This is a genomic window from Chondromyces crocatus (assembly GCF_001189295.1).
Taxonomy (GTDB): domain Bacteria; phylum Myxococcota_A; class Polyangia; order Polyangiales; family Polyangiaceae; genus Chondromyces; species Chondromyces crocatus.
The window spans coordinates 8,247,431-8,271,419 of the sequence record NZ_CP012159.1 but is presented as its reverse complement, the minus strand read 5'-3'; the positions used below and the strand labels follow the sequence as shown (position 1 = coordinate 8,271,419).

Annotated in this window: 21 protein-coding genes; 10 read left to right on the top strand and 11 right to left on the bottom strand. The window is 69.5% G+C overall.

The genetic code is table 11. From position 1 onward, the window contains the following. Positions 1 to 12 precede the first annotated feature (12 nt). Genes CMC5_RS29700 through CMC5_RS29690 form a run of 3 tightly spaced genes read left to right on the top strand, consistent with a single transcriptional unit; the run spans position 13 to position 3,253 of the window. Positions 13 to 1,596 (top strand): serine/threonine-protein kinase, encoded by a 1,584-nt coding sequence (locus CMC5_RS29700; RefSeq protein ID WP_156338947.1) that lies wholly within the window; start codon positions 13 to 15, stop codon positions 1,594 to 1,596. Between the two features lie 4 nt (positions 1,597 to 1,600). Continuing rightward, on the top strand, positions 1,601 to 2,542 hold the full coding sequence (locus CMC5_RS29695) for a tetratricopeptide repeat protein (RefSeq protein WP_050433561.1): 942 nt from the start codon (positions 1,601 to 1,603) through the stop codon (positions 2,540 to 2,542). A 3-nt stretch (positions 2,543 to 2,545) separates the two neighbouring features. Further along, positions 2,546 to 3,253: a lectin-like protein gene (locus CMC5_RS29690; RefSeq protein WP_050433560.1), complete on the top strand. Its 708-nt coding sequence runs from the start codon at positions 2,546 to 2,548 to the stop codon at positions 3,251 to 3,253. 22 nt (positions 3,254 to 3,275) lie between these two features. Here CMC5_RS29690 and CMC5_RS29685 read toward each other — a convergent pair whose 3' ends face one another. Further along, a complete protein-coding gene (locus tag CMC5_RS29685; protein WP_050433559.1) occupies positions 3,276 to 3,536 on the bottom strand; it encodes a MoaD/ThiS family protein in 261 nt (86 codons plus the stop codon). A 47-nt stretch (positions 3,537 to 3,583) separates the two neighbouring features. On the opposite strand from CMC5_RS29685, the gene CMC5_RS29680 reads away from it, so the two are divergent. After that, the gene (locus CMC5_RS29680; protein ID WP_050433558.1) at positions 3,584 to 4,762 is read left to right on the top strand and encodes a pyridoxal phosphate-dependent aminotransferase; all 1,179 of its coding nucleotides are present in this window, start codon (positions 3,584 to 3,586) and stop codon (positions 4,760 to 4,762) included. A gap of 156 nt (positions 4,763 to 4,918) precedes the next feature. On the opposite strand, the gene CMC5_RS29675 is transcribed toward CMC5_RS29680, so the two are convergent. Both CMC5_RS29675 and CMC5_RS29670 read right to left on the bottom strand, forming a co-directional pair. Beyond that, positions 4,919 to 6,808: an alpha-amylase family glycosyl hydrolase gene (locus tag CMC5_RS29675; RefSeq protein WP_050433557.1), complete on the bottom strand. Its 1,890-nt coding sequence runs from the start codon at positions 6,806 to 6,808 to the stop codon at positions 4,919 to 4,921. A 195-nt stretch (positions 6,809 to 7,003) separates the two neighbouring features. Further along, positions 7,004 to 8,728 carry a L,D-transpeptidase gene (locus tag CMC5_RS29670; RefSeq protein WP_082362920.1) on the bottom strand — a complete coding sequence of 575 codons (1,725 nt, stop codon included), beginning with the start codon at positions 8,726 to 8,728 and terminating at the stop codon, positions 7,004 to 7,006. A gap of 223 nt (positions 8,729 to 8,951) precedes the next feature. Here CMC5_RS29670 and CMC5_RS29665 point away from each other — a divergent pair, with 223 nt between their 5' ends. Together CMC5_RS29665 and CMC5_RS29660 are read left to right on the top strand one after the other, a co-directional pair. Next, the gene (locus CMC5_RS29665; RefSeq protein ID WP_050433556.1) at positions 8,952 to 10,418 is read left to right on the top strand and encodes a LolA-like protein; all 1,467 of its coding nucleotides are present in this window, start codon (positions 8,952 to 8,954) and stop codon (positions 10,416 to 10,418) included. Between the two features lie 23 nt (positions 10,419 to 10,441). Beyond that, positions 10,442 to 11,578 (top strand): acyl-CoA dehydrogenase family protein, encoded by a 1,137-nt coding sequence (locus CMC5_RS29660; RefSeq protein ID WP_050433555.1) that lies wholly within the window; start codon positions 10,442 to 10,444, stop codon positions 11,576 to 11,578. A 156-nt stretch (positions 11,579 to 11,734) separates the two neighbouring features. Here CMC5_RS29660 and CMC5_RS45115 read toward each other — a convergent pair whose 3' ends face one another. The 4 genes from CMC5_RS45115 to CMC5_RS47045 all read right to left on the bottom strand — a co-directional run bounded on the left by CMC5_RS45115 (position 11,735) and on the right by CMC5_RS47045 (position 14,940). After that, the gene (locus CMC5_RS45115) at positions 11,735 to 11,893 is read right to left on the bottom strand and encodes a hypothetical protein (protein WP_156338946.1); all 159 of its coding nucleotides are present in this window, start codon (positions 11,891 to 11,893) and stop codon (positions 11,735 to 11,737) included. A gap of 201 nt (positions 11,894 to 12,094) precedes the next feature. Continuing rightward, entirely contained in the window at positions 12,095 to 12,574 is a 480-nt protein-coding gene (locus tag CMC5_RS29655; RefSeq protein ID WP_050433554.1) for a hypothetical protein, read from the bottom strand. A 176-nt stretch (positions 12,575 to 12,750) separates the two neighbouring features. Then, positions 12,751 to 14,052: a DUF362 domain-containing protein gene (locus tag CMC5_RS29650; RefSeq protein WP_050433553.1), complete on the bottom strand. Its 1,302-nt coding sequence runs from the start codon at positions 14,050 to 14,052 to the stop codon at positions 12,751 to 12,753. Between the two features lie 312 nt (positions 14,053 to 14,364). Then, positions 14,365 to 14,940 (bottom strand): hypothetical protein, encoded by a 576-nt coding sequence (locus tag CMC5_RS47045; RefSeq protein ID WP_218920090.1) that lies wholly within the window; start codon positions 14,938 to 14,940, stop codon positions 14,365 to 14,367. Between the two features lie 742 nt (positions 14,941 to 15,682). Between CMC5_RS47045 and CMC5_RS45105 the strand changes: the two genes are divergently transcribed. Further along, positions 15,683 to 15,859, top strand: a complete 177-nt coding sequence (locus tag CMC5_RS45105; RefSeq protein ID WP_156338944.1) for a hypothetical protein — start codon at positions 15,683 to 15,685, stop codon at positions 15,857 to 15,859. Here CMC5_RS45105 and CMC5_RS29640 read toward each other — a convergent pair. The 3 genes from CMC5_RS29640 to CMC5_RS29630 all read right to left on the bottom strand — a co-directional run bounded on the left by CMC5_RS29640 (position 15,826) and on the right by CMC5_RS29630 (position 18,778). Further along, entirely contained in the window at positions 15,826 to 16,551 is a 726-nt protein-coding gene (locus CMC5_RS29640) for an AgmX/PglI C-terminal domain-containing protein (RefSeq protein ID WP_245677820.1), read from the bottom strand. The genes CMC5_RS45105 and CMC5_RS29640 overlap by 34 nt on opposite strands. Beyond that, the gene (locus CMC5_RS29635) at positions 16,548 to 17,696 is read right to left on the bottom strand and encodes an acyl-CoA dehydrogenase family protein (RefSeq protein ID WP_050433551.1); all 1,149 of its coding nucleotides are present in this window, start codon (positions 17,694 to 17,696) and stop codon (positions 16,548 to 16,550) included. The genes CMC5_RS29640 and CMC5_RS29635 overlap by 4 nt, the downstream gene beginning before the upstream one ends. A gap of 302 nt (positions 17,697 to 17,998) precedes the next feature. Continuing rightward, positions 17,999 to 18,778, bottom strand: a complete 780-nt coding sequence (locus CMC5_RS29630) for a hypothetical protein (RefSeq protein WP_050433550.1) — start codon at positions 18,776 to 18,778, stop codon at positions 17,999 to 18,001. Between the two features lie 180 nt (positions 18,779 to 18,958). On the opposite strand from CMC5_RS29630, the gene CMC5_RS29625 reads away from it, so the two are divergent. The 3 genes from CMC5_RS29625 to CMC5_RS29615 all read left to right on the top strand — a co-directional run bounded on the left by CMC5_RS29625 (position 18,959) and on the right by CMC5_RS29615 (position 23,576). Continuing rightward, positions 18,959 to 20,833, top strand: a complete 1,875-nt coding sequence (locus CMC5_RS29625) for a radical SAM protein (RefSeq protein WP_179955484.1) — start codon at positions 18,959 to 18,961, stop codon at positions 20,831 to 20,833. Between the two features lie 210 nt (positions 20,834 to 21,043). Beyond that, complete coding sequence (locus CMC5_RS29620; RefSeq protein ID WP_169796705.1) at positions 21,044 to 22,411, top strand: McrB family protein; 1,368 nt, start codon at positions 21,044 to 21,046, stop codon at positions 22,409 to 22,411. Then, positions 22,380 to 23,576, top strand: coding sequence for an McrC family protein (locus CMC5_RS29615; RefSeq protein ID WP_169796704.1), 1,197 nt, complete (start codon positions 22,380 to 22,382; stop codon positions 23,574 to 23,576). The genes CMC5_RS29620 and CMC5_RS29615 overlap by 32 nt, the downstream gene beginning before the upstream one ends. On the opposite strand, the gene CMC5_RS49015 is transcribed toward CMC5_RS29615, so the two are convergent. Then, entirely contained in the window at positions 23,519 to 23,989 is a 471-nt protein-coding gene (locus CMC5_RS49015; RefSeq protein WP_082362916.1) for a DNA mismatch endonuclease Vsr, read from the bottom strand. The two genes, CMC5_RS29615 and CMC5_RS49015, sit on opposite strands and share 58 nt — an antisense overlap.

The following is a 23,989-nucleotide window of genomic DNA, read 5'->3' as shown; positions in this document are numbered from 1 at the left end:
AGGAGCGCTCCGGTGGTACGTTCTCACGACCCGCCCACCCTGGCGTGCCGGGTCTTCTTGCTCATGAACACCGCCTCCGCCAGCGAGCGCTCGTCCTTGATCGAGGGCTCGACCATCGCGGACTACCTCCTCGTCGCGCGGCTCGGCGAAGGCGGCATGGGCGTGGTGTTCAAGGCCGAGGACACCAAGCTCCGGCGCATGGTGGCCCTCAAGCTGCTGCACCCCAACGTCGCGCAGGATCCCGAGAAGAGGCGCCGGTTCCTTCGGGAAGGCAGGCTCGCGGCGCACCTCACCCACCCCTGCATTGCCGCCGTCTACCAGGTCGGCGAGGCCGACGGCCGCATCTTCATCGCCATGGAGCTGTGCGAAGGCAAGAGCCTCAAGCACGTCCTGAGCGAGCAGCCGATCCTGCCCTACACCGAAGCGCTCCACCTCTTCCGCGAGATCACGCGCGGGCTCCGCAAAGCGCATGAGGCGGGAATCATTCACCGCGATCTCAAGCCCGACAACGTAATGGTCGAGGGGGACGGCATCGTGAAGATCCTCGATTTCGGCGTCGCCAAGCCGACCGAGGACATCGACGCGAACTTCACCGACCTGCGCACCCAGCATGGCGCCATGGTCGGCACGCCTGCGTACATGTCGCCCGAGCAAGCGACGGGCAAGAACGTGGACGCGCGCTCCGACATCTTCAGCTTGGGGGTGGTGCTCTACGAGCTTCTCTCGGGGCGCAGACCGTTCCTCGGAGAAACCTGGCAAGACATCATCATCGCCATCAGCCGCGACCCGATGGTCCCGGTCTCCTCCCTGCGCCCGGATCTCCCGCGCGAGGTGGACGCCGTGCTCGAGCGATGCCTCACCAAGCGGCCCGAGGATCGCTACGCGAGCTGTCGCGAACTGCTCGCCGACGTGGATCGCCTCCAGGCGAGCGCCGGCATGTTCCGATCGGGCATCATGACGGCGGGCACCTCCTTGGTGCCTCCGCCCCCCTTCACGGATACCGGCTCGAATCCCAGGGTCGTACCGCCCGACACCTCATCGCAGCCAGCGGTGAGCTCGCCGGTGCCCTTCGCGCCTGGTCCTCCCTCGATGCACGCGACGGGGCCGGGCCAGCGCTCCCCAGGTGCGCGCCGTACGGCGCTGGTGCTGGGCAGTGTCCTCCTGGTGGCTGGTGTCGGTGCTGGGATCGGAGCGCTGGCGGGGCGCGTGAATGGCGGAGAGCGCGTCGATGGCGAGGCCATGGTGGGATCGGTGGGGTCTCCTGCTCGCCCTCCTGCGGATCTGATGCCGACCGCGGTACCGAGCGAACCGTCGACCACCGAGGGGTCAGCCGTGCCAGCAGGGTCTCCTTCGGCGGCTCCCTCCACGCAGATGGAGGGCGCCAGTCCCTCGATCGCAGGTACAGAGGCCGCACCACCGGCAGCGGTGACGACGCCGGGTGAACCTTCAGCGAACGGCCGAGGCAAAGTGACGCGTCCATCGGCCACCTCGGCCTCGACGCCACCTCCTGCGAGCGCTCGACCTCCCTCGGCACCCGCCACCCACGCGCCCACCTCCCCGAGCGCCAAACCGAGGAACGAGATCCTCGGCTTCTGAAGCGATGATGGTGCCCCGCTCGCTCCTGTTCGCCCTCTCCCTTGCCTGGCTGGTCTCGGCCCCGCTCTCCGCCAGCGCGCAGGTCCCGTTCTCGGAGATCCAGGACGTCGCCCGCGCGAAAGCCGAAGAGGGGCTCTCGCTGTTCGCCGAAGGCCGCTGGCAGGAGGCCTACGAGCGGTTTCGCATCGCGGAGGACCTGTTCCACGCACCGACCCTCGTGCTCCACATGGCCCACTGCCAGCGAGAGCTGGGACGCCTGCTCGCGGCGCGCGCTCTCTACCGAAAGGTTGCGGAGGAGAAGCCCCCCGAGGAGGCGCCCGATGCGTTTCACCGAGCGCACGAGATCGCGACCGAGCATCTGAAGGAGCTCGACGAACGCATCCCTCGGATCTCCATCGACGTCCCTGGCCAGTCTTCTGACGCCTTGCTGGTGCTGCTCGATGGGGGCCCGGTGGTCGCCTTGCATCCGGCCGACATCGAGCTGGATCCTGGGCGGCACAGGATCCATGCGGCCGCACGGGGCGTCGAGCCGCTCGACATGACCCTCGACGTCGTCGAGCGCGAGCGACGGCGTGTCCGCCTGGAGTTGAAGCCGATTCCACCTCCACCGCCCCCACCACCGCCACCGACACCAGGATCCATCGTGCCGGGAGCGACGGTCCTCGGTGTGGGCCTCGCAGGCCTCGCCGTTGGAGCCATCACGGGTGGGCTCACCCTGGCGCGGATGAGCGAGATCCGAGAGCAGTGCAACGGCGCCCGCTGCCCGGACACCATCCGCGGCGACGCCGACGCCATCAGACCCCTGGCCTTCGCGTCGAACGTGGGGTTCGCCGTCGGTGGCGTGGGCCTTGCGGCCGGGATCGTGCTGCTCATCGTTCGTCCTGGCGGGAGCCCGCCTACCTCGTCGCTGGTCGTTGGCCCTCACGGCGTCGGCGGGAGATTCTGACCCGTGCTCCGCTTCCGAGGTCCTGTGCGCTCGGCCCTGGTGCTGACGACCGCGCTCCTGCTCACGGGGTGCGAGCAGGTCTCGGGCCTGTCGGAGCTGACGTTCTCGTGCTTCGCCGAGCCCGAATCCACGACGTGCGCCGGTGTCGCTTGCGGCGAAGTGGTCAACAACTGCGGCGAGCCGGTGCTCTGCCCCAGCACCTGCACACCCCCGTTTGCCTGCAACGCCGGAGGCGTCGCTCCCAACACCTGCGGCTGCACTGGCGGAACCAACTGGATCCTGGAACCCCCGGAGGGCTGCGAACTCTGGGAAGGCTTGCCCGGTGTCGGCAACGCTTACTACACGTGCGCTGTCGAGGCCTCTTTCCACGTGGGGCGAGCGCTGTGCCAGGGCATCGGCACCGATCTGGCGATCATCTCTTCCCCCGACGAGAACATGGCCGTCCGTCGGATCATCCCCGCCAACGTCTTCCTGGGCCTCTGGGACGAGTTCGAGACCCGCCAGACCGACGACTTCGTGTGGGTCGACGGATCCGCCCCGAGCTTCACCCGCTGGGCCCCTGGCGAGCCGAACAACAGCGGCTTCGGCGAGCACTGCGTGGAGATGATGAAGGCGACCGGCACCTGGAACGACATTCCCTGCGCCCATGCCGCGAACGCCGTGCTTTGCGAGACCACCTGCCCGGCGCTCCCCGCTCCGGAGACGCCCTGAGCGCCCCGGAGCGAGCCACCGCCTACCCACCTGCATCGGCGGACAGCAGGACGACCACATCGCCCTCGGCGAGCGGCGTGTCGGGATCGGCTGTCAGGTGCCGCCCGTTGACCGCCACCAGGTAGCTCGGAGACAGACGCGGCCCCTCCACCACGTGCGGTGAGAGCGCCGGACAGCGTGCACCGAGCGCCTGGATCGCCTCTCCCAGCGAGCTGGCCTCCACCTCGACGTGGTCGTGTCCCGCGCGCAGCCGGGCCACGCCGTACAGCTCGATCACCACCACCCAGCGATCCTACCACCCGCACGGCGTCGCGCGCGTTATACGGGGCCATGGTCCACTTCGCCGCCCGAACAGGCTGGGATCTCACCGAGAATCACCTCACGCAGGTGCTCGCGGAGGCGCGCGCGACGGGCAAGCCCCTGACCGATCTCACCGAGTCGAACCCGACCCGCTGCGGCCTCGCCGACGCGACCCCTCTCGTGGCGCTGCTCGGCGACCCAGCGGGAGCCCGGTACGAACCCTCGGCCCTCGGGCACCCGTCCGCTCGCGCCGCGGTGGCCGGCTACTACGAAGCCCGCGGCATCCCCATCGACCCCGCCCGCGTGGTGCTCTCCGCCAGCACCAGCGAAGCGTATGGCTGGCTGTTCAAGCTCCTCGCCGAGCGCGGCGACGAGGTACTCATCCCCGCGCCCTCGTACCCCCTCTTCGAGTTCCTCGCCTGCCTCGAAGACATCACCCTCACCCCGTACCCCCTCGTGCGCGAAGAGGGCTACCGCGTGGATCTCGACGCGCTCGAGCGCGCCGCCGGCCCGAAGGCCCGCGCCATCATCCTCGTCCATCCCAACAACCCCACCGGCACCTTCGTGCGCCGAGAGGAGGCCGACGCCCTCACGCGCTTCGCCGCCGAGCGTGGCCTCGCCCTGATCGTCGACGAGGTCTTCGGTGACTACGCGCACGGCCCCCTCCCTCCGGACCGCCTTCCGAGCTTCGCGGGCCGCGATGGCGCGCTCACCTTCGTGCTCAGCGGCCTGTCCAAGGTCGTGGCCATGCCGCAGCTCAAGCTCGGCTGGGTTGCCGTCTCGGGCCCGGATGCCCTCGCCCGCGAGGCCATGCAGCGCCTCGAGGTCATCGCCGATACCTACCTCTCCGTCGCCACCCCGGTGCAGCTCGCGCTTCCCCGCATCCTCGCGGCCCGTGGCCCCGTCCAGCGAGCCATCCTCGAGCGCGTACGGCAGAACCTCGCCGTGCTCGACGCGGCCCTCGCGGCTGCGGGCGGCGCGACGCGGCGCCTCCCGGTCGACGGCGGCTGGTACGCCGTCCTCCAGGTCCCCCGCTGGCATGACGAGGACGGCTGGGTCGAGCTCCTGGTCCGCGACGAAGGCCTGATCGTGCATCCAGGCTACTTCTTCGACATGCCCCGGGACGGCTTCCTCGTCGTGAGCCTCCTGCCCGAGGCGACCCCCTTCGCCGACGCGGCCCATCGACTCGCGGCGCGGCTGTCCCGCTGACCGAGCGCGCCCCACGCGCCCCACGGCTGCCGCGCTGAGCGAGCGCGCATGAAGGTCTGGCGCAGCGACCTCGCCGAAGCTCGCAGGCCACTGGACTTGCAGCCCCCCCTCCTGGACGTGCAGCCCCCCCTCCTGGGCTTGCAGCCCCCTCAGGGCCTACTGCGAGAGAATGACCACCGAGTACGCCCCGATCGTCACGTTCGCGCTCTGACCCATCCCGTCGCGCGGCGCCCCGTTGGCGTCCGTGTCGACCGTCGTCGTGTTCGCGAAGTCGGGCGAGTACCCGTTCCAGTCGCTGTTGAACCGCACCCGCCACATCCCCCAGCGCGGCATGCCGAGGTTGTAGTTGTGGTAGGTCGTCCCGCTGAAGTTCGCGACCACCACCACGTCGTCGCCCGCCCCGCCGTTCTTCCAGCGGTGGAAGCCAATCACCTTCCCGCTGTTGTTCACGTGGTGCACGTTCACGCCGCCCCCCTGGAGACCGCGCGTGTTGTTGAACCAGTTGCGGCGCAGCCGGATCATGTCGCGGTACATCGTCACGATGCCCGGGAAATAGCCCGCCTTGTTCCAGTCCACCGGATCGGAGTCGGCCCACCAGCCGTCCTCGAGCACCTCTTGCCCCTGGAAGATCATCGGGATGCCCGGCGCCGTCATCACCAGCGCCGCGCCCAGCGTCGACCGCTTCTTCGCGTGCCAGCCGCCCGCGTTCCCTGGCCAGATGGCCTCGGGCACACGCGTCTTGCCGTTCGCCACCTCGTCGTGGCTCTCCGTGTAGATCACCCGCTGGAACGCCTGCCCGTTGAACCCGTGCGTGATCGCGTTCTTCACCGCGTTCATGTCACGCCCGGCGTCGGTCTGCGCGATGACCGCGTCCCGGATCGGGTGGACGAACGACCCATCCCACTGCGCATCGAAGCCGGCACCCCCTTGCGACGTCGGCTTCGTGATGCTGTCGCCGCCACCGAAGTCCTCGGCGATCGAGATCTTCCAGGGCTGCGTCCCATCGATCGAGTTGTTCACGTACTGCAGCAGGCTGAACCCGGGCGGCAGCGCGGTCGACCCGTTCGTCGTCCGGATGTACTTCGTGGCATCGAAGCGGATCCCGTCGAGGTGGTACTCGTTCAGCCACCAGTGAATGCTGTCCTTGATGTAGTCGCGCACCTCGTTGCGCCCGTAGTCGGGGCGGGTATCGCCCCAGGGCGTGTTCGCGCGCCAGTCTGTGTAGAAGTAGTGCCCCCCGTTCCCGAGACAGTCGCCCGTGAAGCACCACATCGGCAGATCGCTCGGCCCGTAGTGGTTGTGGACCACGTCGAGGATCACCGAGATCCCGCGCCGGTGCGCCTCGTTCACGAACGCCTTCATGTCGTCCGGCGTCCCGTAGGCTGTCTCTGGCGCGTACGGGAACGACGGGTTGTAGCCCCAGCTGAAGTCCCCGGGGAACTCGCTGACCGGCAGCAACTCGATCACGTTCACGCCAAGGTTCTGCAAGTGCGGCAGCTTCGCGATGGCGCTGTGCCAGTGCCCGGGGCCGCCTCCAGGAGAGTCGTGGAACGTGCCCACGTGCATCTCGTAGATGACCATCTCGTTCCACGGCGGGATCTGGTAGCCCCCGTCCGACCACTGGTAGTGACCGGAATCGTGGATGATGCTCGCGCCGTTCGAGCGCTCCACCCGCGTCGCGCGCGGATCCGACTTCCAGATCTTGTCACCCCAGGCCGTCTGGATGACGTACTGGTACTTCTGCCAGCGGTTCGCCCCCGAGATGTCGCCCGAGAAGTTCCCGTTGAACTCGTTGCCCAGCTCGTGGGCCGTCGTGCTCCAGCCGTTCCACTCCCCGGCGACCCACACGCGCTGCGCGCCCGGAGCCCAGACGCGGAACATCGTCCCGCCGTTGTAGGGGATCGCCCCCATGCCAGGACGTGACGAGGAGCTGAGCGCTTCCTCGCTCGACCCCACTTCGTCGAGGTCGCTCGTGATCGGATCGTCGCTGCCACAGCCGCCCACGAGCGCGGCGAGCAGGGCCAACGTGATGGTACTTCGGGTCATGATACCTCCAGGGTTTGCCGCGATCGTGCAGCACCTCGCGCGGGGCCGCCAACAATCGGTGGGCACACGAAGCGGTTCTCCTGGCGTGGGCGAGCCCTCACGCCACGCAGCGTGAGCTACCTCGCTGACCCGTCCCCTGCCGTCGGCATGCCCCTTCACGCCACACCGCGTGAACCACCTCGCGAGGCGGGGGCTTCAGCGGTGGATCTTCACGACCGTCGAGCGACCCATCTCGGAGACCGCGCGCATCCCGTGCCAGCCCTCGGGCACGGGAGGATCGGTCCACGCGAAGATCTGCTTCGCGTCGATGGGCGCCAGGTTCACGCAGCCGCCGCTCTTCGGCTCGCCCCAGGCGTCGTGCCAGTAGGCGCCGTGCAGCGCGTGCGGACCGCTGAAGTTCAGCACGTACTGCACCTCCGAGTGCACGATCAGGTCGTTCGTGCTGGAGACCATGGTCGCCGTACGGAACTTGCCGTCGACACGGAACGTCCCCGTCGGCGTCGCTGCCGTCTCGATCGCCGCCACCCCTTTCGTCGGGATCCCACCGCGGCCTGGAGAGATCAGCGTCGCGAAGACCGGCGTCGCCTCCTCGTAGGCGATCAGCCACCCCCCGAGCACGCTCACCTCGAGCCACTTGCGCGGCGGCGCTCCGGGCTCCGCTGCCTTCGTGAAGGGGATCTTTTCGGCCTGCTCGAGCACCGTCGTGTCGCTCTCCAGCAGCCACACCCCGGCCTGCTTCGTCTCGACGTAGCGCGCCTTCCCCTCGCCCTCGGTGCGCCCGGTCAGCCCCACCCAGGAGAGCCGCGCCAGCTCCTCGCCCGTCGGCTCGAACGCCCCGGCCTCCGTGCGACGGTAGGTCGGCCGCGCCGACTTGCGGATGTATGCGATCGGCAACGCCACCCCGTCACGCAGCCAGACCCCCTGGAACTCCGAGCGCGGATACGGCCTCAGCCGATCCCGCGGCATGATCGCCTGGTCCGACGTGACCACCCACGAGCGACCATCGGCATCGAAGCTCTGCGTGTAGGCCACGGTCGAACCATCGACCACGCGCGGTCGCGCCTCGCGCACCAGCCCACCGAACGAGAACAGCTCTGGCTGCGGCACCCCGGTCGGGCGCAGATCCACCCCCACCAGATGCTTGTCGATCGCCCGGATCTCCTCCTCGCTCTTCGCCTCGCGCGCCCTGGCGGTCTTCTCCAGATGCGCCGCGAGATCCCATTCCTTCCGGCGCTGCTCCTCCGCGCTCGGCACCGTCACGTAGCGAGGCGCCCCCAGGGACTCGGCGTACTGGTAGGGCCAGGGCGAGTCGAGCTTCGGCGCTTCGTCACGCAGCGCCACCACCGCGGGATCGTTCGGATCGACGCTGGCCCCGCTCCCCGCGCAGACATAGCCGACGGGCTCCACCGCGTACCACGCATCGCAGCCCGACCCGTGGACCCGCGCCGCCTCCAGGCTTGCGCCGCGCACCGCCACCGAACCCCCGAGTCCCAGATACCCCAGCCACCCCTTGCTCGGCCGCGGGGCAGGCGCGATCCAGGCGAACCGCGCCTTCGAGTAGATCCGGGGCGTCGCATCCGCTGCCGCCGTGCCTGCCGCATCGCCCGCGGGGGCCTCGCCGGCCGCGTCCGCCATCGCTGGCGGTGCAGCAAGGACGCTGCCCGCCGCGACGACGCCCTCGGGCGCTGCGGACGGCGTAACCCCTTGCGCAGCGGCTGCCGGCGCTCCCGTCACTGACGGAGCGGCGGTGTTCGCTGCGGCTTCCAGGGCCGGCCGAGGCTCCGGGAGGGCGGGCGCTCCTGCACCCCGTGAGGGTGCAGACAGGGAGGCCGCTGGCTCCGAACAGCCTGCTGCGAATGCTCCAGCAGCGAGGACGAGCAACGGGCGCAGCGACGGAGACAGCGGGTACAGCGTAGCCATGGGCCTCGAAAATTCTCCACGACTCTAGTGGCGACGCTGCGCCGTGGACAAGCATCGCGTACCCCGCGCAGGTGCCGGGGGTGAAACTCGCAGCAGGGCAGGGGATAGCGCGCCCCTCTCATTTGACGGCCGGCGCACTTGCGCCTTATTCTCCACAAGGATCCTCGCGCGGGCTTTTCTCGCGGAGATTCCGGTCTTTTCCCTGGTGGAGGTGCGCCGTCTCATGAACGCCGACCGTCGTTCTCTCCTTCGGATCGCGCTCCTCGTCGCCATCCCGGCCGTGATCTTTGCATCCTGTGCCGAAGGATCCTCGATCCCTCAGCCTCCCTCCTCCACGGGAGGGACGGTCACGCCCGACGGCGGCACGAACATCCCCCCGGGCCAGATCGGCGGGACCTGCAACGAGGACAGCGACTGCGCCGAGGGCACCTGCACCTCGATCGGCGGCACGAAGTACTGCTCCGTGCCCTGCCCGCCCGCGTGCCCCCAGGGCACCTACTGCGCCATCATCGAAGGCGACTCGATCTGCGTCCCCGACCTCGGCCAGCAGTGTGAGCAGTGCAAGGCCCTGGTCGACTGCAAGAGCCCCTCCGACGCCTGCCTCAGGTCGCCGCTCGGCGACAGGTTCTGCGCGACGGACTGCACCACCATGGGCGAGTGCCCCTCGGGCTTCTCCTGTGTCGAGGGCAGCCTGTATCTGAACGGCGGATGGCCTCCTCCGACGAGCGGCGCAGGTGGGGCTGGCGGGACTGGCGGCGCCGGCGGCGGCGTCGGCGGAGCCGGTGGCAGCGGAGAGGGCGGAGCGCCCCAGCCGCCCCCTCCCTCGGGCGTGCCCTACAAGTTCTGCGTACCGGACGAAGGCCTCTCCTGCGCGTGCAACGAGCAGCGCGCCGGCGTCTCGCACACCTGCTACGTCGAGAACTCGTTCGGCCGCTGCGGCGGCACCGAGAGCTGCAACGGCGAGGCCAGCACCTGGGAGGGCTGCGACGCCAAGGTCCCGGAGGCCGAGGTCTGCAACGCCCTCGACGACGACTGCGACGGCCAGGCCGACAACGCCGACATCCTCCAGCTCTGCGGCACCCCCCCGCCGAACGGCGCCTACCGCTGCCAGACGGGCGCCTGCGTGCTCGACTCCTGCGCCCCGGGCTACACCCAGTACCCCCCAGGACAGGCCGCCTCCGAAGGCTGCCCCTGCGCCCTGGAGGCGGAAGAGGGCAACAACAGCTGCGGCACCGCCAAGGTCGCCGGGACGGTCACCGACGCCGCGCTCAACTCCGTCGTCATCAACGGCACCCTCTCCAGCGACGCCGATGTCGACTTCTGGATCGTCGAGACCGTCGACACCCCCCAGGGCAACACGAACACGTACCACGTGAGCATCGACTTCACCGCGCCGATGCCGAACAACGAGTTCGTGGTCGACGTGATGCGTGGCAACGTCTGCTCCGAGACCCCCACCGGCCCCTCGGCCGGCATCACCTCGTACGACTGGTGCGTCGACGGCAGCTCGGGCAACCAGGGCGAGATCAACTGCGGCCCCACCGCCCCCGTCCACTGCAACAACCACTCGTCGCGGTACTACCTGCGCGTCTCTCGCAGACCTGGCGTCACGGGCACCTGCACCCCGTACGCGCTCACCGTCACCGCGCGTGGTGGCGATCAGTGCGACTTTACGCAGAAGTGCCCCTGACCTAGAGGGGAGGGCGCCTCCCCATGCAGATCGAGCCTACCGAGACCCAGCTCCTCGTCGCCCGCACCGCCCGTGATTACGCCGAACGCGTGATCCGGCCCGCCGCTGCCGATCTCGACCGCGAGAGCCGCTTCCCCACCGAGATCCTCCATGGCCTTGCAGAGCTCGGCCTCATGGGCGTCAACATCCCCAGCGCGCTCGGCGGCGCCGAGGCTGGCGTCGTCGCCTATGCCCTCGCCATGATGGAGGTCGCCCGCGCCTGCGCCTCCACCGCCGTCACCATGTCCGTGACCAACATGGTCGCCGAGGTCATCACCACCTTCGGCACCCCCGACCAGCGCGCCCGCTACGTCCCTCGCATCTGCGCTGGCGAATACGTCGCTGGCTCCTTTGCCCTCAGCGAGCCCGAGGCGGGCAGCGACCCGGGCGGCATGCGCACCACGGCCGAGAAGGTCCCCGGGGGCTGGGTGCTCCGCGGCGAGAAGCAGTGGATCACCAGCGGCGATCACGCCGGCGTCCTCATCGTCTGGGCCCGCACCGGCGGCCCTGGCACCCGCGGCATCTCCGCCTTCCTCGTCGAAGGCGGCACCCCGGGCCTCCGCCCTGGCCCCCACGAAGACAAGCTCGGCCTGCGCGCCTCCACCACCGTCCCCCTCACCTTCGACGACTGCCGCATCCCCGAGGACGCCCTCCTCGGCGAGCGCGAGGGCGGCTTCCGCATCGCCATGATGGCCCTCGACGGCGGCCGCATCGGCATCGCCTCCCAGGCCGTCGGCATCGCCACCGGCGCCCTCGAAGAGGCCACCGACTACGCCAAGCAGCGCCGCCAGTTCGGCCGCCCCATCGCCGACTTCCCCGCCCTCCAGGCCCAGCTCGCCGACGCCAAGGTCGAGCTCGATGCAGCCCGCCTCCTCACCCTGCGCGCCGCCTCCCTCAAGGAATCTGGCCGCCCCTTCAGCAGCGAAGCGGCGATGGCCAAGCTCTTCGCCAGCGAAGCCGCGAACCGCATCTGCCAGCGCTGCGTGCAGATCCACGGCGGCTACGGCTACGTGCGCGACTTCGCCGCCGAGCGCCACCTGCGCGACGTCCGTGTCACCACGATCTACGAAGGCACCAGCGAGATCCAGCGCACGGTCATCGGCCGCAGCGCCCTTCGCTGAAGTCATCGGCCGCAGCGCCCTTCGCTGAAGCGCTCTTTGCCGAGGTCATCGGCCGTGGTGCCCTTCGCAGCAGCGCCTCCCCCTCGCAGGGTCGAGGCGCCTCCCTGTAGCCAGCGACCGACCTCGCAGCCTCTCGAACCAGCCGAGGGGTGCGCGCTACAGGCGCGACAGCACCACGAACGCGAGCACGATCAGCCCGACGAAGACGAACACACCCATCACGATCTTGCCGAGCCGAGGCCTCAGCCACTTCCAGAGAAAGAGGCGGAGGACCTTCCACAGAAGGACCATGATCTCGCGGATGATCTTGCGCACCCCCCGAGGGTAGCAAAGCTCGGAGCACCTCACCAGGCGCCGGCCGGTGGAGCAGGGCTGACGGCATGACCGGCACGACGGCCCCGACCACGCCCCACGCTCCAGCAAGGCGCGCGAGGACGCGCCGGCCGTTCGCCGTCCTGGTGGTGCGATCCGTTCACGAGTCACGAGGCGCGCCGAGCGAGCGCGCCCGTCACCGCCTCAGCAGGCGCCGCGGCAGCCGTCGACGCTGTGGAACCAGAGGTGACCGGCGCTTTCGCAGGCCCCTGCGCCGTCGAGCTTCAGCGTGCAGCAGCGCTTGGCGCCTACGCCGCACATCGTCTCCACGGCACCCGTGCGGACGCAGCAGACCCCGCCATCGTGATCCTCCGGCACGTCCACCGCAGGCATCTGGGGAGACTGGGGCGGATCCGGCGGCTTCGGCACCTCGGGGATTTCCGGGGGCGGCGGCAGCTGCGGCATGTCGGGGATCGTGGGCGGCGGAGGCACCCCGAGCATGCCGAGGTAATTGCACCCCAGCGGCCCGCCCGCGACGAGCACGAGGAAGGCCAGGAACGACAGGGCAGAGAGATGTCTCGCCAGCTTCACGAGCCCGTGGGTCGCACGGTGGCGCTCCGGGGGCAAGATCGTGGCGAACGTCGACGGAATCCAGCGAGCTGGCCGTGCTCGAAACGGGGCCATCCAGCCATGCGCCGCCCACCCCGCCGCGACCGGCGCCCGACGAGGGGGACGCAGAACCAGTACTCGGTTCCCCAAGTTCGTCCTGGGTCCTTGGCCAAGCGATCTGCGAAGAAAGCAGGGGTAGCGACCATCGGGAGCGTGGGGGCCGATAGGCCCCTGATCTGGGGTACGCAGGACTAGCCAGCGTGTGTCGACTGGGGCCCGCGACCTCGCTTCCGGGACAGCACCTCTGGCGATTCTGCGATGGCCATCCCCACCAGCCGAGCCCCCTCCAGGAAGTGCTTTGCCCCCGAGCGCACCAGCTCCGCGCTCGGCTCCCCCACCTCCGGATAGCCCCGGCCAGCCGCATCCGGCTGCACCTTGCCCCAGTTCGCGAACAGCCGCCCCCAGTCGCTCTCCAGGACCGGCGCCATCTTCGCCCGCGCATAGCGCGGGTACCAGAACAGATCGTGGTAGGTCACCGACGCCACGTAGGCCCACGGCGCAAGCCACGTCTTCAGCGACCACTCCACCGGCTTCTTCAGCGGCCCCCAGTAGATCCGGTGCTGGTTCCGTGACGCGAACGTCATCTCCTTGAACGGCCCGTCGAAGTTCCAGCGCTCGCTCGCCGCGTCCACATCGCCCACGATCTCGATGTCGCGCACGTCCCCGCAGCCCAACCCCAGATCGTGCGCCAGCCGCACGAACTTCAGATCGGCCAGCGGATCGAAGCCCATCAGCTTCGCCGCCACCGCGTCGATGGCCACCTGATCCGCCGACGCCAGGATCACGTTCTTCACGTGCGGCACCATGCAGCGCGGCCCTGGCCCGTCTCCGGCGAAGGTCCCGTCCATCACCGCGAAGACCCCGCGGTGGATCTTCTTCTGGATCATCAGCAGATCGACCAGCGTCTCGTGGATCACCGGGTGCGTCCAGTGCCGGTGCTCGTTCAAGAGCCCGCCGAAGGCGTTCTTCATCGCCCCCGTCGTCGTCGTGAAGATGTGCGTCTTCACCGTGGGCAGGTGGATGATGTTCTCGCCGATGAACCGCTTCGGGATCGAGAACCCCTTCGGGTACACCTCGTTCAAGCACAGGAACTTCTTCGTCAGATCGCCGACCGCGTCCTGGATGTGCAGCCACTCCTCCCCCTCGTAGAGGTGGACGTTCCGCAGCCCGTGCGCCTCGACCACGTCGATCTGCTTGTTCTCGCGCTCCCCGAGGTGTGCGTCGATCACCACCGTCCGGTTGTGGCAAGCGTGAATCAGGTCGCTCGCGTAGCCATCCTGCTTCATCGCCCGGATCACCCCGTCGAGCTGCCAGGGCGTCGTCGACGCGCTCGGATAGAAGAAGTGCCAGGAGATGTTGACCTTGAGCGCGGTGTCCGCGTCCTTCGCCACGACGTCCTGGTAGCCGGCCAGGTTCATGAGGCGGTGGTAGTCCTCGAGGACCGTCGCGGGGGAGGTGCGGAGGATGGCGACCTTCGACTTCGGCTTCGGCATGCCCCCATCTAACCCGGAGCGTGGGGCGACGCACAGGGCGAGACCGTGGTGATCCCGGGGAGACCGCGTGCAGACGGGCTGCGTGCCGATGGCGCGCGCGCTGCGGGTGCAGACACGACGGAATGACGTGGACCGACGCGCCGAACGCCGGCGCTCCAGGCGGTGGCCGACCGAGCTTGGTGAACTCGACGCCGAGGTGACGCGCGTGCAGCGCCGCTCGTCCCCGAGAGGACCGGAGGTGGTGGGTCGAAGGTGTTGTGGAGGGGAGGGAGGGCGCCTGGCATCAAGCGCCCGAGAGGCGAGGGGAGACGCTCAGGGGCGAACGATCAGCACGGTGCCGTGGCAGGTGCCGACGTCGATGTTCGCGACGGGGACCGTCACGAAGCCGGTAGCGAACACGTACGACGTCCCCTGGACGAGGTTGACGCGCTTGGTGATGGACACGGTGCCGATGCCCGTCACCAGCTCGCTCGCGCTGGAGTTGGTGGTGATGTAGGTGAAGGCGCCCCCGTTCTGCGAGGACATCACGTCGAGGTAGAGGACCTCGCTGGCGGTGGTCGGCGACGCGAGCCCGTTCATGGTGATGATCGCGACCTCGTTGGCGCTCGTCGGCGTGTAGGTCGCCGTCCGGCACACGGTCGGGACGCTGTACTGCTGGTTGACCATCGTGGTGCCCGACCAGTCACCATCGAAATCACGGATGGCGAGGACGCCACCGCTCCCGGCAGGGCCGGTGGGGCCGGTGGGGCCGGCAGGACCCGCGGCGCCCGCAGCGCCCGCAGGACCCGTGGGGCCAGCGGCACCCGCCGCGCCCGCGGGACCCGCAGGACCGGTCGGACCCGCAGCGCCCGCCGCGCCAGCAGGACCCGTGGGACCCGCGGGACCCATGGCTCCGGCAGGGCCGGCAGGGCCAGCAGGGCCAGCAGCGCCGGGGGGACCTGCAGGGCCCATGGGACCAGTGGGACCCGTGGCACCGCCACCATTCCCATTGCCATCAGCGCCGGTGGGACCCGTGGGACCCTCGGGGCCTTCAGGGCCCTCGGGACCCGCAGGACCTTCAGCGCCCTCGGGGCCCTCGGGACCTTCGGGGCCGGTCGGACCGGTTGCTCCCTCCGCTCCGTTCACCCCGTCGGCACCGGGGGCTCCCGGCTCGCCTTCGGGGCCTGCGCAGCCCAGAAGCGAAGAGGCCATCATCAAGGGGAGACAGAGGAGAACTCGGTGCATTCGCGCGTCCTTTCGCATGCGTAAAGCCAACGTCGCCAGCGCCGCGCGCCATGCGGGAGGCCAGCTTCGACGCTGCTATCACGGCAGACGTTCGGGCGGGAGAGGAATTGATGCCGTTCAGGGCATCTGTTTTCACGGATTCAGCTGATGTGATTCGTCGCACCCTTGGCCCCTCGACTCCTGCGTTTTCGATCCGAAGCCCACGCTCGGCCCTGGATCCGGACCCATCCCTCGGACTTCGACAGGAGGGCGGAGGCTCAGGACACGCGAGCCACTCATTGGGCATGACGAATGAACATCGTTGTCGGACGAGCGTGGACCGTGGATGGCCAGAGAACGCAGGTGACGTGCGTGTCAGAGCAACGGCAAGGCCTTCTCGGCGCGCCCGGATTCAAGGAGGCCTCGAATGCGGGATCAATGGAACGCGGCGCCGCTGTCGCTCGAATGGAAATCGCTGAATGGGGAACTGGGAGTGAGCGAATCGAAATCGACCGAGTTCGCTCGCGTGCGATGGCAGCTCCGCGCGTCGAGCGAATCGACGCGCGCCGGTCAGTCGATGGTCACGCTGACCTTGGCGTCGTAGCTCCCCGGGGAGGGGAACGTCACCCCGCGCAGCGCGTCGACCACACAGCTCGCTGCGGCCTCGGCGCGATCGTCCGAGCCCGAAACCCCTGCGCTCACCACCTTGCCGTCGGGGTCCACGTACAGCGTGGCTTTCATCACCCCGGTACCGGCGTCTTTCCGGCAGGACGTGAGCCGAGGCAGCGCATCCTGGAACGGCGCGCCCAGCGCGTCGGCCGACCACGAGACCGGCGGCCGCTCGTCGGCGCTCGGGTCGAAGTGGTACGAGTTCTCGGCGAGCCCCTCACCGCCCACCGGCTTCGGCCAGCTCACCCCGCGCAGCGTCTCCACCATGCAAGTCTCGGCCTGTCGATCCCCGAGCGTCGAGTCTTTCACGTAGACCCACCGCGCCCCGCCCGACTCCGTCACCCGCGCCGCCAGCCGCACCTCGCCGCCCAGGTACGGCACCCGCCGCATCCCCTGCTCGAAGCAGCGCATCAGCTTCCCGGCCGCCTTCTCGAAGACCGCCTGCGTGTCGGCCTCGTCGAGCGCCCCGATCTCGGCCGAGATGCCCATGCCCGAGCCACCGCGCCGCGCCGTCGACGAGGACCCCTCCGCCTCCGGCACCTCCGCCGGCGGCTGCGTCCCCCCGCAACCCGCGAACGCGGCGACCACGAGCATCCACCCCAGAGACCCCTGCACCTTGGTGATCACAGCATCCCTCCAGCGACGATCTTGCGCTGCTCGTCGTCCGAACCCTCATCGATCTCGATCAGCCGAGCATCCCGCGCGTGCCGATCCGGCCCTGCACCGGCGGCCCAGCCAGCCGCCCCGAGCACCTGGAGCGCCCGCTGCGCCGCGCGGCTCGCCATGCCCGCTGCGTACAGCTTCGCCGCGGCCGCCTCCGGGAGGCACGGCTTCCCTCCGTCCCTCAGCGCCGCCGCCCTGAGCAAGAGCATCCGGGCCGCGTTGAGCTCGGTGACCATGTCGGCAACGAGGAACTGCACCCCTTGCTGCTCCGAGAGCGGCGCCCCTGGAGCCCCGGCGCTTGCTCCACCCACCGCTTGCCGGGGCGCCTTCGCGAAGCTCACCGCCTCGTCACACGCGGCCCGCGCGATCCCCAGGGCCTGTGCCGCCACCCCGATGCACGACAGCGCCCGCGCCGACGCGATCACCCGGTCCCCCTCACCGACCTCCCCCAGCACCCGCCCCGGAGGCACCCGCGCTCCCTCCAGCCGGAGCACCCCCACCGGCACCCCGCGCAGCCCCAGCCGCGCCTCGCCGGCCTCCACCGAGAGCCCCTCGTCGCGCTTCACCACGAGCGCCGTGGTGCGCGACGGATCGCCCCCCTCGGCCGCGACCACGATCGCTTGCGCGGCCACTGGCCCGAGCAGCACCACCGACGTCGCCCCCTGGAGCTGGTAACCACCGTCTCCCAGCGGCGTCGCCGTCACCCCTGCGCCCGGCACCTCGGGCACGAAGCCCAGCGCCGACGCCCCGAGCGCGCGACCCGCGGCCGCCTCGGCGAGCACCTCTCGCCGGAGCGCCGGCTCCCCGAACCGCAGCACCATCTCGGAGAACAGCGCCCCGTGGGCGCGCACGAGCGTGCCTGCGGTCGCGCAGACACGGCTCAGCTCTTCCACGAGCACCGCGAACCCCACCGTGTCCAGCTCGGCTCCGCCCTCGCTGCGCTGCGCCGTCGGTGCGAGCCACCCTTGCTCGGCGAGGGCCGGCACGATCTCCTCGGGGAAGCGCGCCGAACGATCCACTTCCTGAGCGATCGGGGCGAGCGCGCGCTCGGCGAAGCTGCGCGCTGCATCCCGCACGCGCTGCTGGTCCGCAGTGAAGGCGAAGTCCATGGCGGGGAGCTGTATACGGCCCCCTGCGGCCCGGGAAAAGGGGATCGGCTCGGCCGACGGTCTCCTCGGGTCGTGAACCGTCTCCTTGGAGCGCCGAGGGTACGAAAGGAGCGCCGATCGAGCGCACCATGCTCTGTGAGGCGCCCTTCGTCCCTCGCCCGAGCACATCCTCGCCCCAGCACGCACGCCCGAACATCGTGGCTTCTCGCAGATGCAGCGCTGCGTTACCCGCAGGCGCAGCGCTATCCGCAGGCGCAGCGCTACCTCGCAGACGCAGCGCCACCTGCAGGCGCAGCGCCAGGTTACTCGCAGGCGCAGACCCCACCGTGATGGGAACAGCACCCCCGCTTCACCTGCTTGCAGGTCGGCGAGATCGTCCCATCGCAGCAGCACACGACGCCCGCGCTGGCAGGACCGGGAGACGTCGGCCTCCCTCCTCGTCCGCCCGGCGCTTCCGCTGGCTCCTCCTCACCAGGCGGCTCGCGGTGCGCACGAGCGCGCATCGCGTCGCGTCCTCGTTGCAGCGCCTGGAGTCCCGCCTCGAGGTGCCGACTCTGCGGATGCTCCCGGACGAACCGCTCGATCTGGCCACACGCGATCCCATCGGCGCCCCCGACGCATGCCGGCAGATCGAGGGCCTGCCATGCTGCCTCTTCACGGGCTGCTTCCTCGGCCGCCTCGCGGTCCTGCTCGGTGACCCCGAGGCCCTGCTGCTCCTGACGCCGTCGCGCTTCCGTGGCCTGATCCCGTAGCGCTTGCGCGACATCCTGTTCCCGGGCGATCTGCAGCCGTCGCTCCTGGGCGTGCCGCTCCGTGTCCGCGGCCCGCGCGAGCATCAGCCGCGCGAGCACGACGTCTTCCGCGAGCGCCTGGCACCGAGCCTCCTCGCCCCCCTGCGCCGCGCACGCAGCGGCCCGCGACTCGGCGATCACCAGGAGCTGCTCGCACGTCACCGCATCGCCGCACCCCTGGACGAGGCGCTGACGGAAGCCGTCGCCGTGGTGCGGCGTGGAGGACGCGCACCCCGCAGCGAAGCACACGCTGGCCAGGATCCACGCCCGCACAGGGAAGCCGAACGCCATCCCCGCCCATCCTACGCGGCCCGGCCAGCCCGTCCACTGCACACCGGGCACACCGGCCCGCCTGACGCGGCGTCGCAGCGCGGCTTCCACGTCCCTGGCACCGCGGCCACCCCGCTCCCCGTTCTGCGGTAGTCTCCGCGCATGTCCCCTGGCGGGTCCACGCACTCCGTGGTGCAGGTCATGACCAACGAGACCTGCAACCACAACTGCGCCTTCTGCCACGCCCGCCGCCCCGCCGAGCGCCCCGACGTCGCCGCTGCCGGCGCCGTCCTCGCCCGCATCGACGCGGCGGCTCGCGGAGGCGCCCGCACCCTCGTGCTCACCGGCGGCGAGCCCGCCCTCCGCCGCGACCTGCCCGCCCTCGTCACCCGCGCCCGCAGAGCCCTCGACGCGAGCGCACGCCCTGGCGACTTCCTCCCCGACGACCCCCGCGCCCAGCCTGCGCAGGTCCTCCTCGAGACCAACGGAGCCCTCATCACCCCTGCGCGCGCCGACGCCCTCCGTCGCGCGGGCCTCGACGTCGCCCGCGTTCACCTCCCGCGCTGGGGCGACGCCCTCGACACCATCACCCGCGACGACGGCGGCTTCGCCCGCACCCTCGCGGGCCTCCACGCCCTCGCCGCCGCGGGCGTCGCCCTCGAAGTCTCCATCCCCCTCGTCCTCCGCACCCTCGCCACCGCCCCCGAGATCCCCACGGCCCTCCATGCCGCCGGCCTCCCCGTTCGCGCCCTCGTCCTCACCGTTCCCGTCACGGCCCCCGACCCCGCCGATCTCGCCACGCTCCCGGACGTCGCGCGCGCTGCCGAGGCCGTCGACGCTGCCGCCCGCCGCGCTGGCATCCCCGCCCGCTTCGACGTCGGCGCCCTCATCCCCCCCTGCCTCTTCCAGCACCCCAACCGCGCCGCGCACCTCTACACCTTCACCCCGGGCGGCGCCGCGCGCCCCGACTTCGACCACCCCGACGCCTGCACCACCTGCCAGGCCCGCTCCATCTGCCCTGGCGTCCCCCGCGAAGCCCTCCGCCGCGACCCCCAGCTCGCCCTGCGCCCCATCCGCGACGAGCGCACCCGCCGCCGCCTCACCGTCGTCTCCAGCATCGACGACCAGATCCGCCGCGAACTCTGCACCCGCGACGTCCGCCGCCTCGCCGACGGCACCACCGTCCGCGAGCACATCGTCCGCATCAACTTTCACTGCAACCAGGTCTGCCGCTTCTGCTTCGTCTCCACCCACCTCCCCATGGCCCCCGAGCCCCTCATCGAGGACGCCATCACCGAGATCGCCCGCGCCGGCGGCGTCCTCACCCTCTCCGGCGGCGAGCCCACCTTGAACCCCCGCGTCGTCGACTACGTCACCCTCGGCAAGCAGCTCGGCGCCCGCGAGATCGAGCTCCAGACCAACGCCACCCGCCTCGCCGATCCCGCGCTCACCCGGGCCCTCGCCGACGCTGGCCTCGACGTCGCCTTCGTCTCCCTCCACGCCGCCCAGGCCGCCGTCTCCGACCGCATCACCGGCGCTCCAGGCACCTTCGACAAGACCGTCCGCGGCCTCGACGAGCTGGCCAAGACCTCCGTCCTCGTGCGCATCAACTTCGTCTTCTGCGAGCAGAACCAGGAAGAGTTCCCCGCCCTCGTCGCCCTGACCGCCGACCGCTGGCCCCGCGCCGAGATCACCGTCTCCTTCGTCGCCGCCTCGACCGACCTCGTCCCGCTCACCCCCGACATCCTCCCCCGCTACGGCGACGTGCTCCCCTACCTCGCCGAAGGCGTCCACCTCGCCCGGGAGCGCGGCGTCACCCTCACCGGCTTCGAGTCCATGTGCGGCATCCCCTTGTGCCTCGTCCCTGCGGATCTGGCCCGCTACTTCGCCCTCGCCCAGGCCTCCACCGAGGTCGCCCCGGGTGAGTTCCTGAAGCCCGACGACACCTGCGGCACCTGCGCACTCACCGCCCAGTGCTTCGGCATCCGCCGCGGCTACGCGAAGCTGTACGGCACCACCGAGCTACGCCCGATCCGCGCGCTCGCCGCGGAGGGAGGCCCCGCCGCGGACGCCTGACGTCGAACCTCGTGTTGATTTGTGAGCTGTCTGGCTGCCATGCTGCTGGTCGGCCGGACATGCATCGGTGTGAACGGGAATGGGCGAGTCGGGCGTGTCATCGGTTCCGATGGGGCGACGTCAAAGGGGGTCGTCGCCGAGCGCGCGCCTCCTGCCACCGCAAATGGCAGAATCTGGGCCAATGGCACCGTTTCGAGCGAAGCTCGCCACGTGGCGGATTACCCCATCGTCGACGGAAACCAGTTCATCCTCCGCCTTCAGGAGCGGACTGACGCCGGAAACTACGGCCCCTCCGAGGAGTGGTTCGAGCAGGCGCTCGGCATCAAGGTCCAGACGACTTATCTCAGCTCACTCGGGAAGCAGTACACGGCGCGCGTCGGTCAGGCGCTCGTTCAACGTCCCGACGGTTTGCTTCTGCTTTCGCCCGAGTCCTTCGAACTGACGACGCGTGATGGCTCTTCCTACGTCGACAAGCTGGCCTCGGTCGTGGAGTGGGCGCCACGGCTCCAGGTCGTCGTCGCGTGTGTCGGTAGCAAGGAAAACTGGCGCGTCGAGTATGTAATCGGTCCAGCTGACTCCGAGGTCTTCGCGCGCTGCTGTGCGACGTTCCCGCACGCCAGCCATCGACCCGTCGACGTGCCGCCGCTCCCTCGCGCACGCGTCGAACAGCCGAAATCGGTTCCACCACCCTCGGGCCTCGACATCGACGCCCTCGCGCGTGAACTCCTCATCGAGCCGGCGGACTGGCTGCACGACGTCATGGCGTCCGTACTGCGCCGAGATCGTGAAGGGAATCCACGACCCCGATCCATCGTGTTCTATGGTCCACCAGGTACAGGCAAGACATTTCTGGCTCGTCGGTTGGCGCGATATCTGGCGATGCGTGCAGAGATGAGCGGTTTCGTACAGCTTCACCCGAGCTACGGATACGAGGACTTCTTCGAGGGTTATCGACCCGCGGTGGCAACCGAAGGGCTCGCACTCGAGAAAAGGGCGGGGCCGCTCCGCCGTATCGCCGATCACGCACGGATGGCTCCTGGGGAGCTTGCCGTGCTGGTCATGGACGAGGCCAACCGTGGGAACCTGCCTCGCGTCTTCGGCGAGCTTTACTTCCTGCTCGAGTACCGTGATGAGGCGATCAGCTTGATGTACTCGGCAGATGAGAAGTTTTCCTTGCCGCCGAACCTCTTGTTCATTGCCACGATGAATACCGCGGACCGTTCCGTGATCGCCCTCGACCAGGCTCTGAGGCGGCGGTTCGAGTTCGTGGGAATGTTCCCTGATCGACCCCCCGTGGCTGGCATGCTTCGCCGGTATCTCGCTGCGCACTACCCTGACGGGAGGTTGACGTGGGTCGCCGACGTCGTCGACCGTGCCAATGAGCGTCTCGACCGCAATGTGCAGATCGGGCCGAGCTACTTCATGCGAGCCGATCTCGACGAGGCCGCTGTCAGGCGGATCTGGCGTACATCGGTGCTGCCGAGCATCGAGGACCAATTCCTGGGACGCGAGCGCGAGCTGGAGGAGCTCGACATGGAGCGTCTGCGTGGCAGGGCTCCCAGTGGCAACCGCACATAGAACTCTGCGCCTCCGTGAACACGGACGGCTCCAAGGCGTGTCTCTGACGCATCAGGATCTGGTGACGCTCACAGAGCCACGTGCGCGCCTGGTGACGATCGCGCGAACCGATGGGACGTACGACATCGAGGCTGCGCAGGTCGTGGGTACGGTCGTTGCGCACGGGCTGCGTGTCGTCATCGAGCCAAAGATTCCGATCCGGCGCCTCCTGTTCCTACTCGGCCATGCAATGAGTTCGCCAGCCTTCACGGCTCCGACGGAGCTCGACGTCGCACCCGATACGTTGAGTGCGATGGCGCTCGTCTATACGGATGCGCTCGAGCGCGCCCTCCGTGATGGTGCGCTGAACATGTACGAACGTCGGCGTGACCATCTCCGCGCGCCCCGGGGTCGTATCGATTACGCCGATCTCGTGACGCGGCGATTTGGCGTTTTTCCTCCTTTGGTGTGCGAATTCGACGAGTTCACACCAGACAACGAAGCGAACCGACGCCTGCTCGCGGCTGCAGTTGTGTTGGTTCGGGCTGGTGCTGCCGCTGGTCCAGCCGGATGGCGGCTCGCAGCACTCTGCCAGCACCTCGCGGACGTCACGGAACTCCGCGACACGAGGTGGGATACTCGTCTCCCTCGACTCGATCCTCGCTTCGATCGTTACAAGCCGGCTCTCAGTTTGGCCGAGATCATCCTACGCAACTCCTCGATCGAGCTGCGAGACGGCTTGACCGACAGCGTCGGAATGCTGGTCGACATGAACGTCCTGTTCGAGGACTTCGTCACCGAAGGACTGCGCGAGGCGATGGGTCAGCCACGAGAGCGGTGGGTCCGCCAGCCTCGAGATGTCTGGCTCGACGAGGGGGCGCGCCTTCGACTGCTTCCAGACGTCGTCTGGGAGCCGGCTCATGGAAATCGGGTGGTGTTCGACGTGAAGTACAAGAGGGTGCCCACGGCGCGACACGACGACGTCTATCAGGCTGCTGCGTATTGTCAGGCGCTCGGGCTTCGGCGGGGGGCTCTCGTGTATGCGTCCGTGCACGAGGAGACGTTCATCGTCAGGAACGGTGGACCGGAGATCCACGTCTTCGCGCTCGATCCAGACGGCGAGCCGAATCAGGTGCGTGATCGACTGCGCGACCTCGGAGATCGGCTTTCGGCGCTTACGACCTGAGATGCGAAGAACTCTGCCAGGATCTCCTGAAGCGCATCCGATTGGCGTGTTTCGCACTCCCATACGACGAGGACGGCGTAGGCGCGCTGCCTGAGTTCATCGACGACTCGGGCATCCCGGGCGACGTTCGTCTCGAACTTGGCCAACCAGAACTCGCGGTTTCTCGTGGGCGTCGTCGTGCGCTTACAGCCTTCGTGCCGGTGCCAGAAGCAGCCGTGCACGAAGATCGCCCATCTGCGACTGCGGTTGGCGATGTCGGGCGACCCGGGAAGGTCGCGGTTCTGGACCCGGAAGCGAATGCCCAGACCATTCAATGCTGCCCGTACCGCGAGCTCTGCCGCCGTCCCATGCTGGCGGATGGCCCCGAGGCGTGCAGACGTCTTTGCGTCGACCTTCAGTCTCGGCTTTGGCAC

Excerpts from the sequence above, each read along its gene's own strand:
- CMC5_RS29665 (WP_050433556.1), top strand. The coding sequence starts at position 8,952 with ATGAACGCCGACCGTCGTTCTCTCCTTCGGATCGCGCTCCTCGTCGCC.
- CMC5_RS29655 (WP_050433554.1), bottom strand. The coding sequence starts at position 12,574 with ATGGCCCCGTTTCGAGCACGGCCAGCTCGCTGGATTCCGTCGACGTTC.
- CMC5_RS29660 (WP_050433555.1), top strand. The coding sequence starts at position 10,442 with ATGCAGATCGAGCCTACCGAGACCCAGCTCCTCGTCGCCCGCACCGCC.
- CMC5_RS47045 (WP_218920090.1), bottom strand. The coding sequence starts at position 14,940 with ATGGGTCCCGCGGGTCCCACGGGTCCTGCTGGCGCGGCGGGCGCTGCG.
- CMC5_RS29695 (WP_050433561.1), top strand. The coding sequence starts at position 1,601 with ATGATGGTGCCCCGCTCGCTCCTGTTCGCCCTCTCCCTTGCCTGGCTG.
- CMC5_RS29680 (WP_050433558.1), top strand. The coding sequence starts at position 3,584 with ATGGTCCACTTCGCCGCCCGAACAGGCTGGGATCTCACCGAGAATCAC.
- CMC5_RS45105 (WP_156338944.1), top strand. The coding sequence starts at position 15,683 with ATGCGGGATCAATGGAACGCGGCGCCGCTGTCGCTCGAATGGAAATCG.
- CMC5_RS29635 (WP_050433551.1), bottom strand. The coding sequence starts at position 17,696 with ATGGACTTCGCCTTCACTGCGGACCAGCAGCGCGTGCGGGATGCAGCG.
- CMC5_RS29630 (WP_050433550.1), bottom strand. The coding sequence starts at position 18,778 with ATGGCGTTCGGCTTCCCTGTGCGGGCGTGGATCCTGGCCAGCGTGTGC.
- CMC5_RS29675 (WP_050433557.1), bottom strand. The coding sequence starts at position 6,808 with ATGACCCGAAGTACCATCACGTTGGCCCTGCTCGCCGCGCTCGTGGGC.
- CMC5_RS29625 (WP_179955484.1), top strand. The coding sequence starts at position 18,959 with ATGACCAACGAGACCTGCAACCACAACTGCGCCTTCTGCCACGCCCGC.
- CMC5_RS29670 (WP_082362920.1), bottom strand. The coding sequence starts at position 8,728 with ATGGCTACGCTGTACCCGCTGTCTCCGTCGCTGCGCCCGTTGCTCGTC.
- CMC5_RS29650 (WP_050433553.1), bottom strand. The coding sequence starts at position 14,052 with ATGCCGAAGCCGAAGTCGAAGGTCGCCATCCTCCGCACCTCCCCCGCG.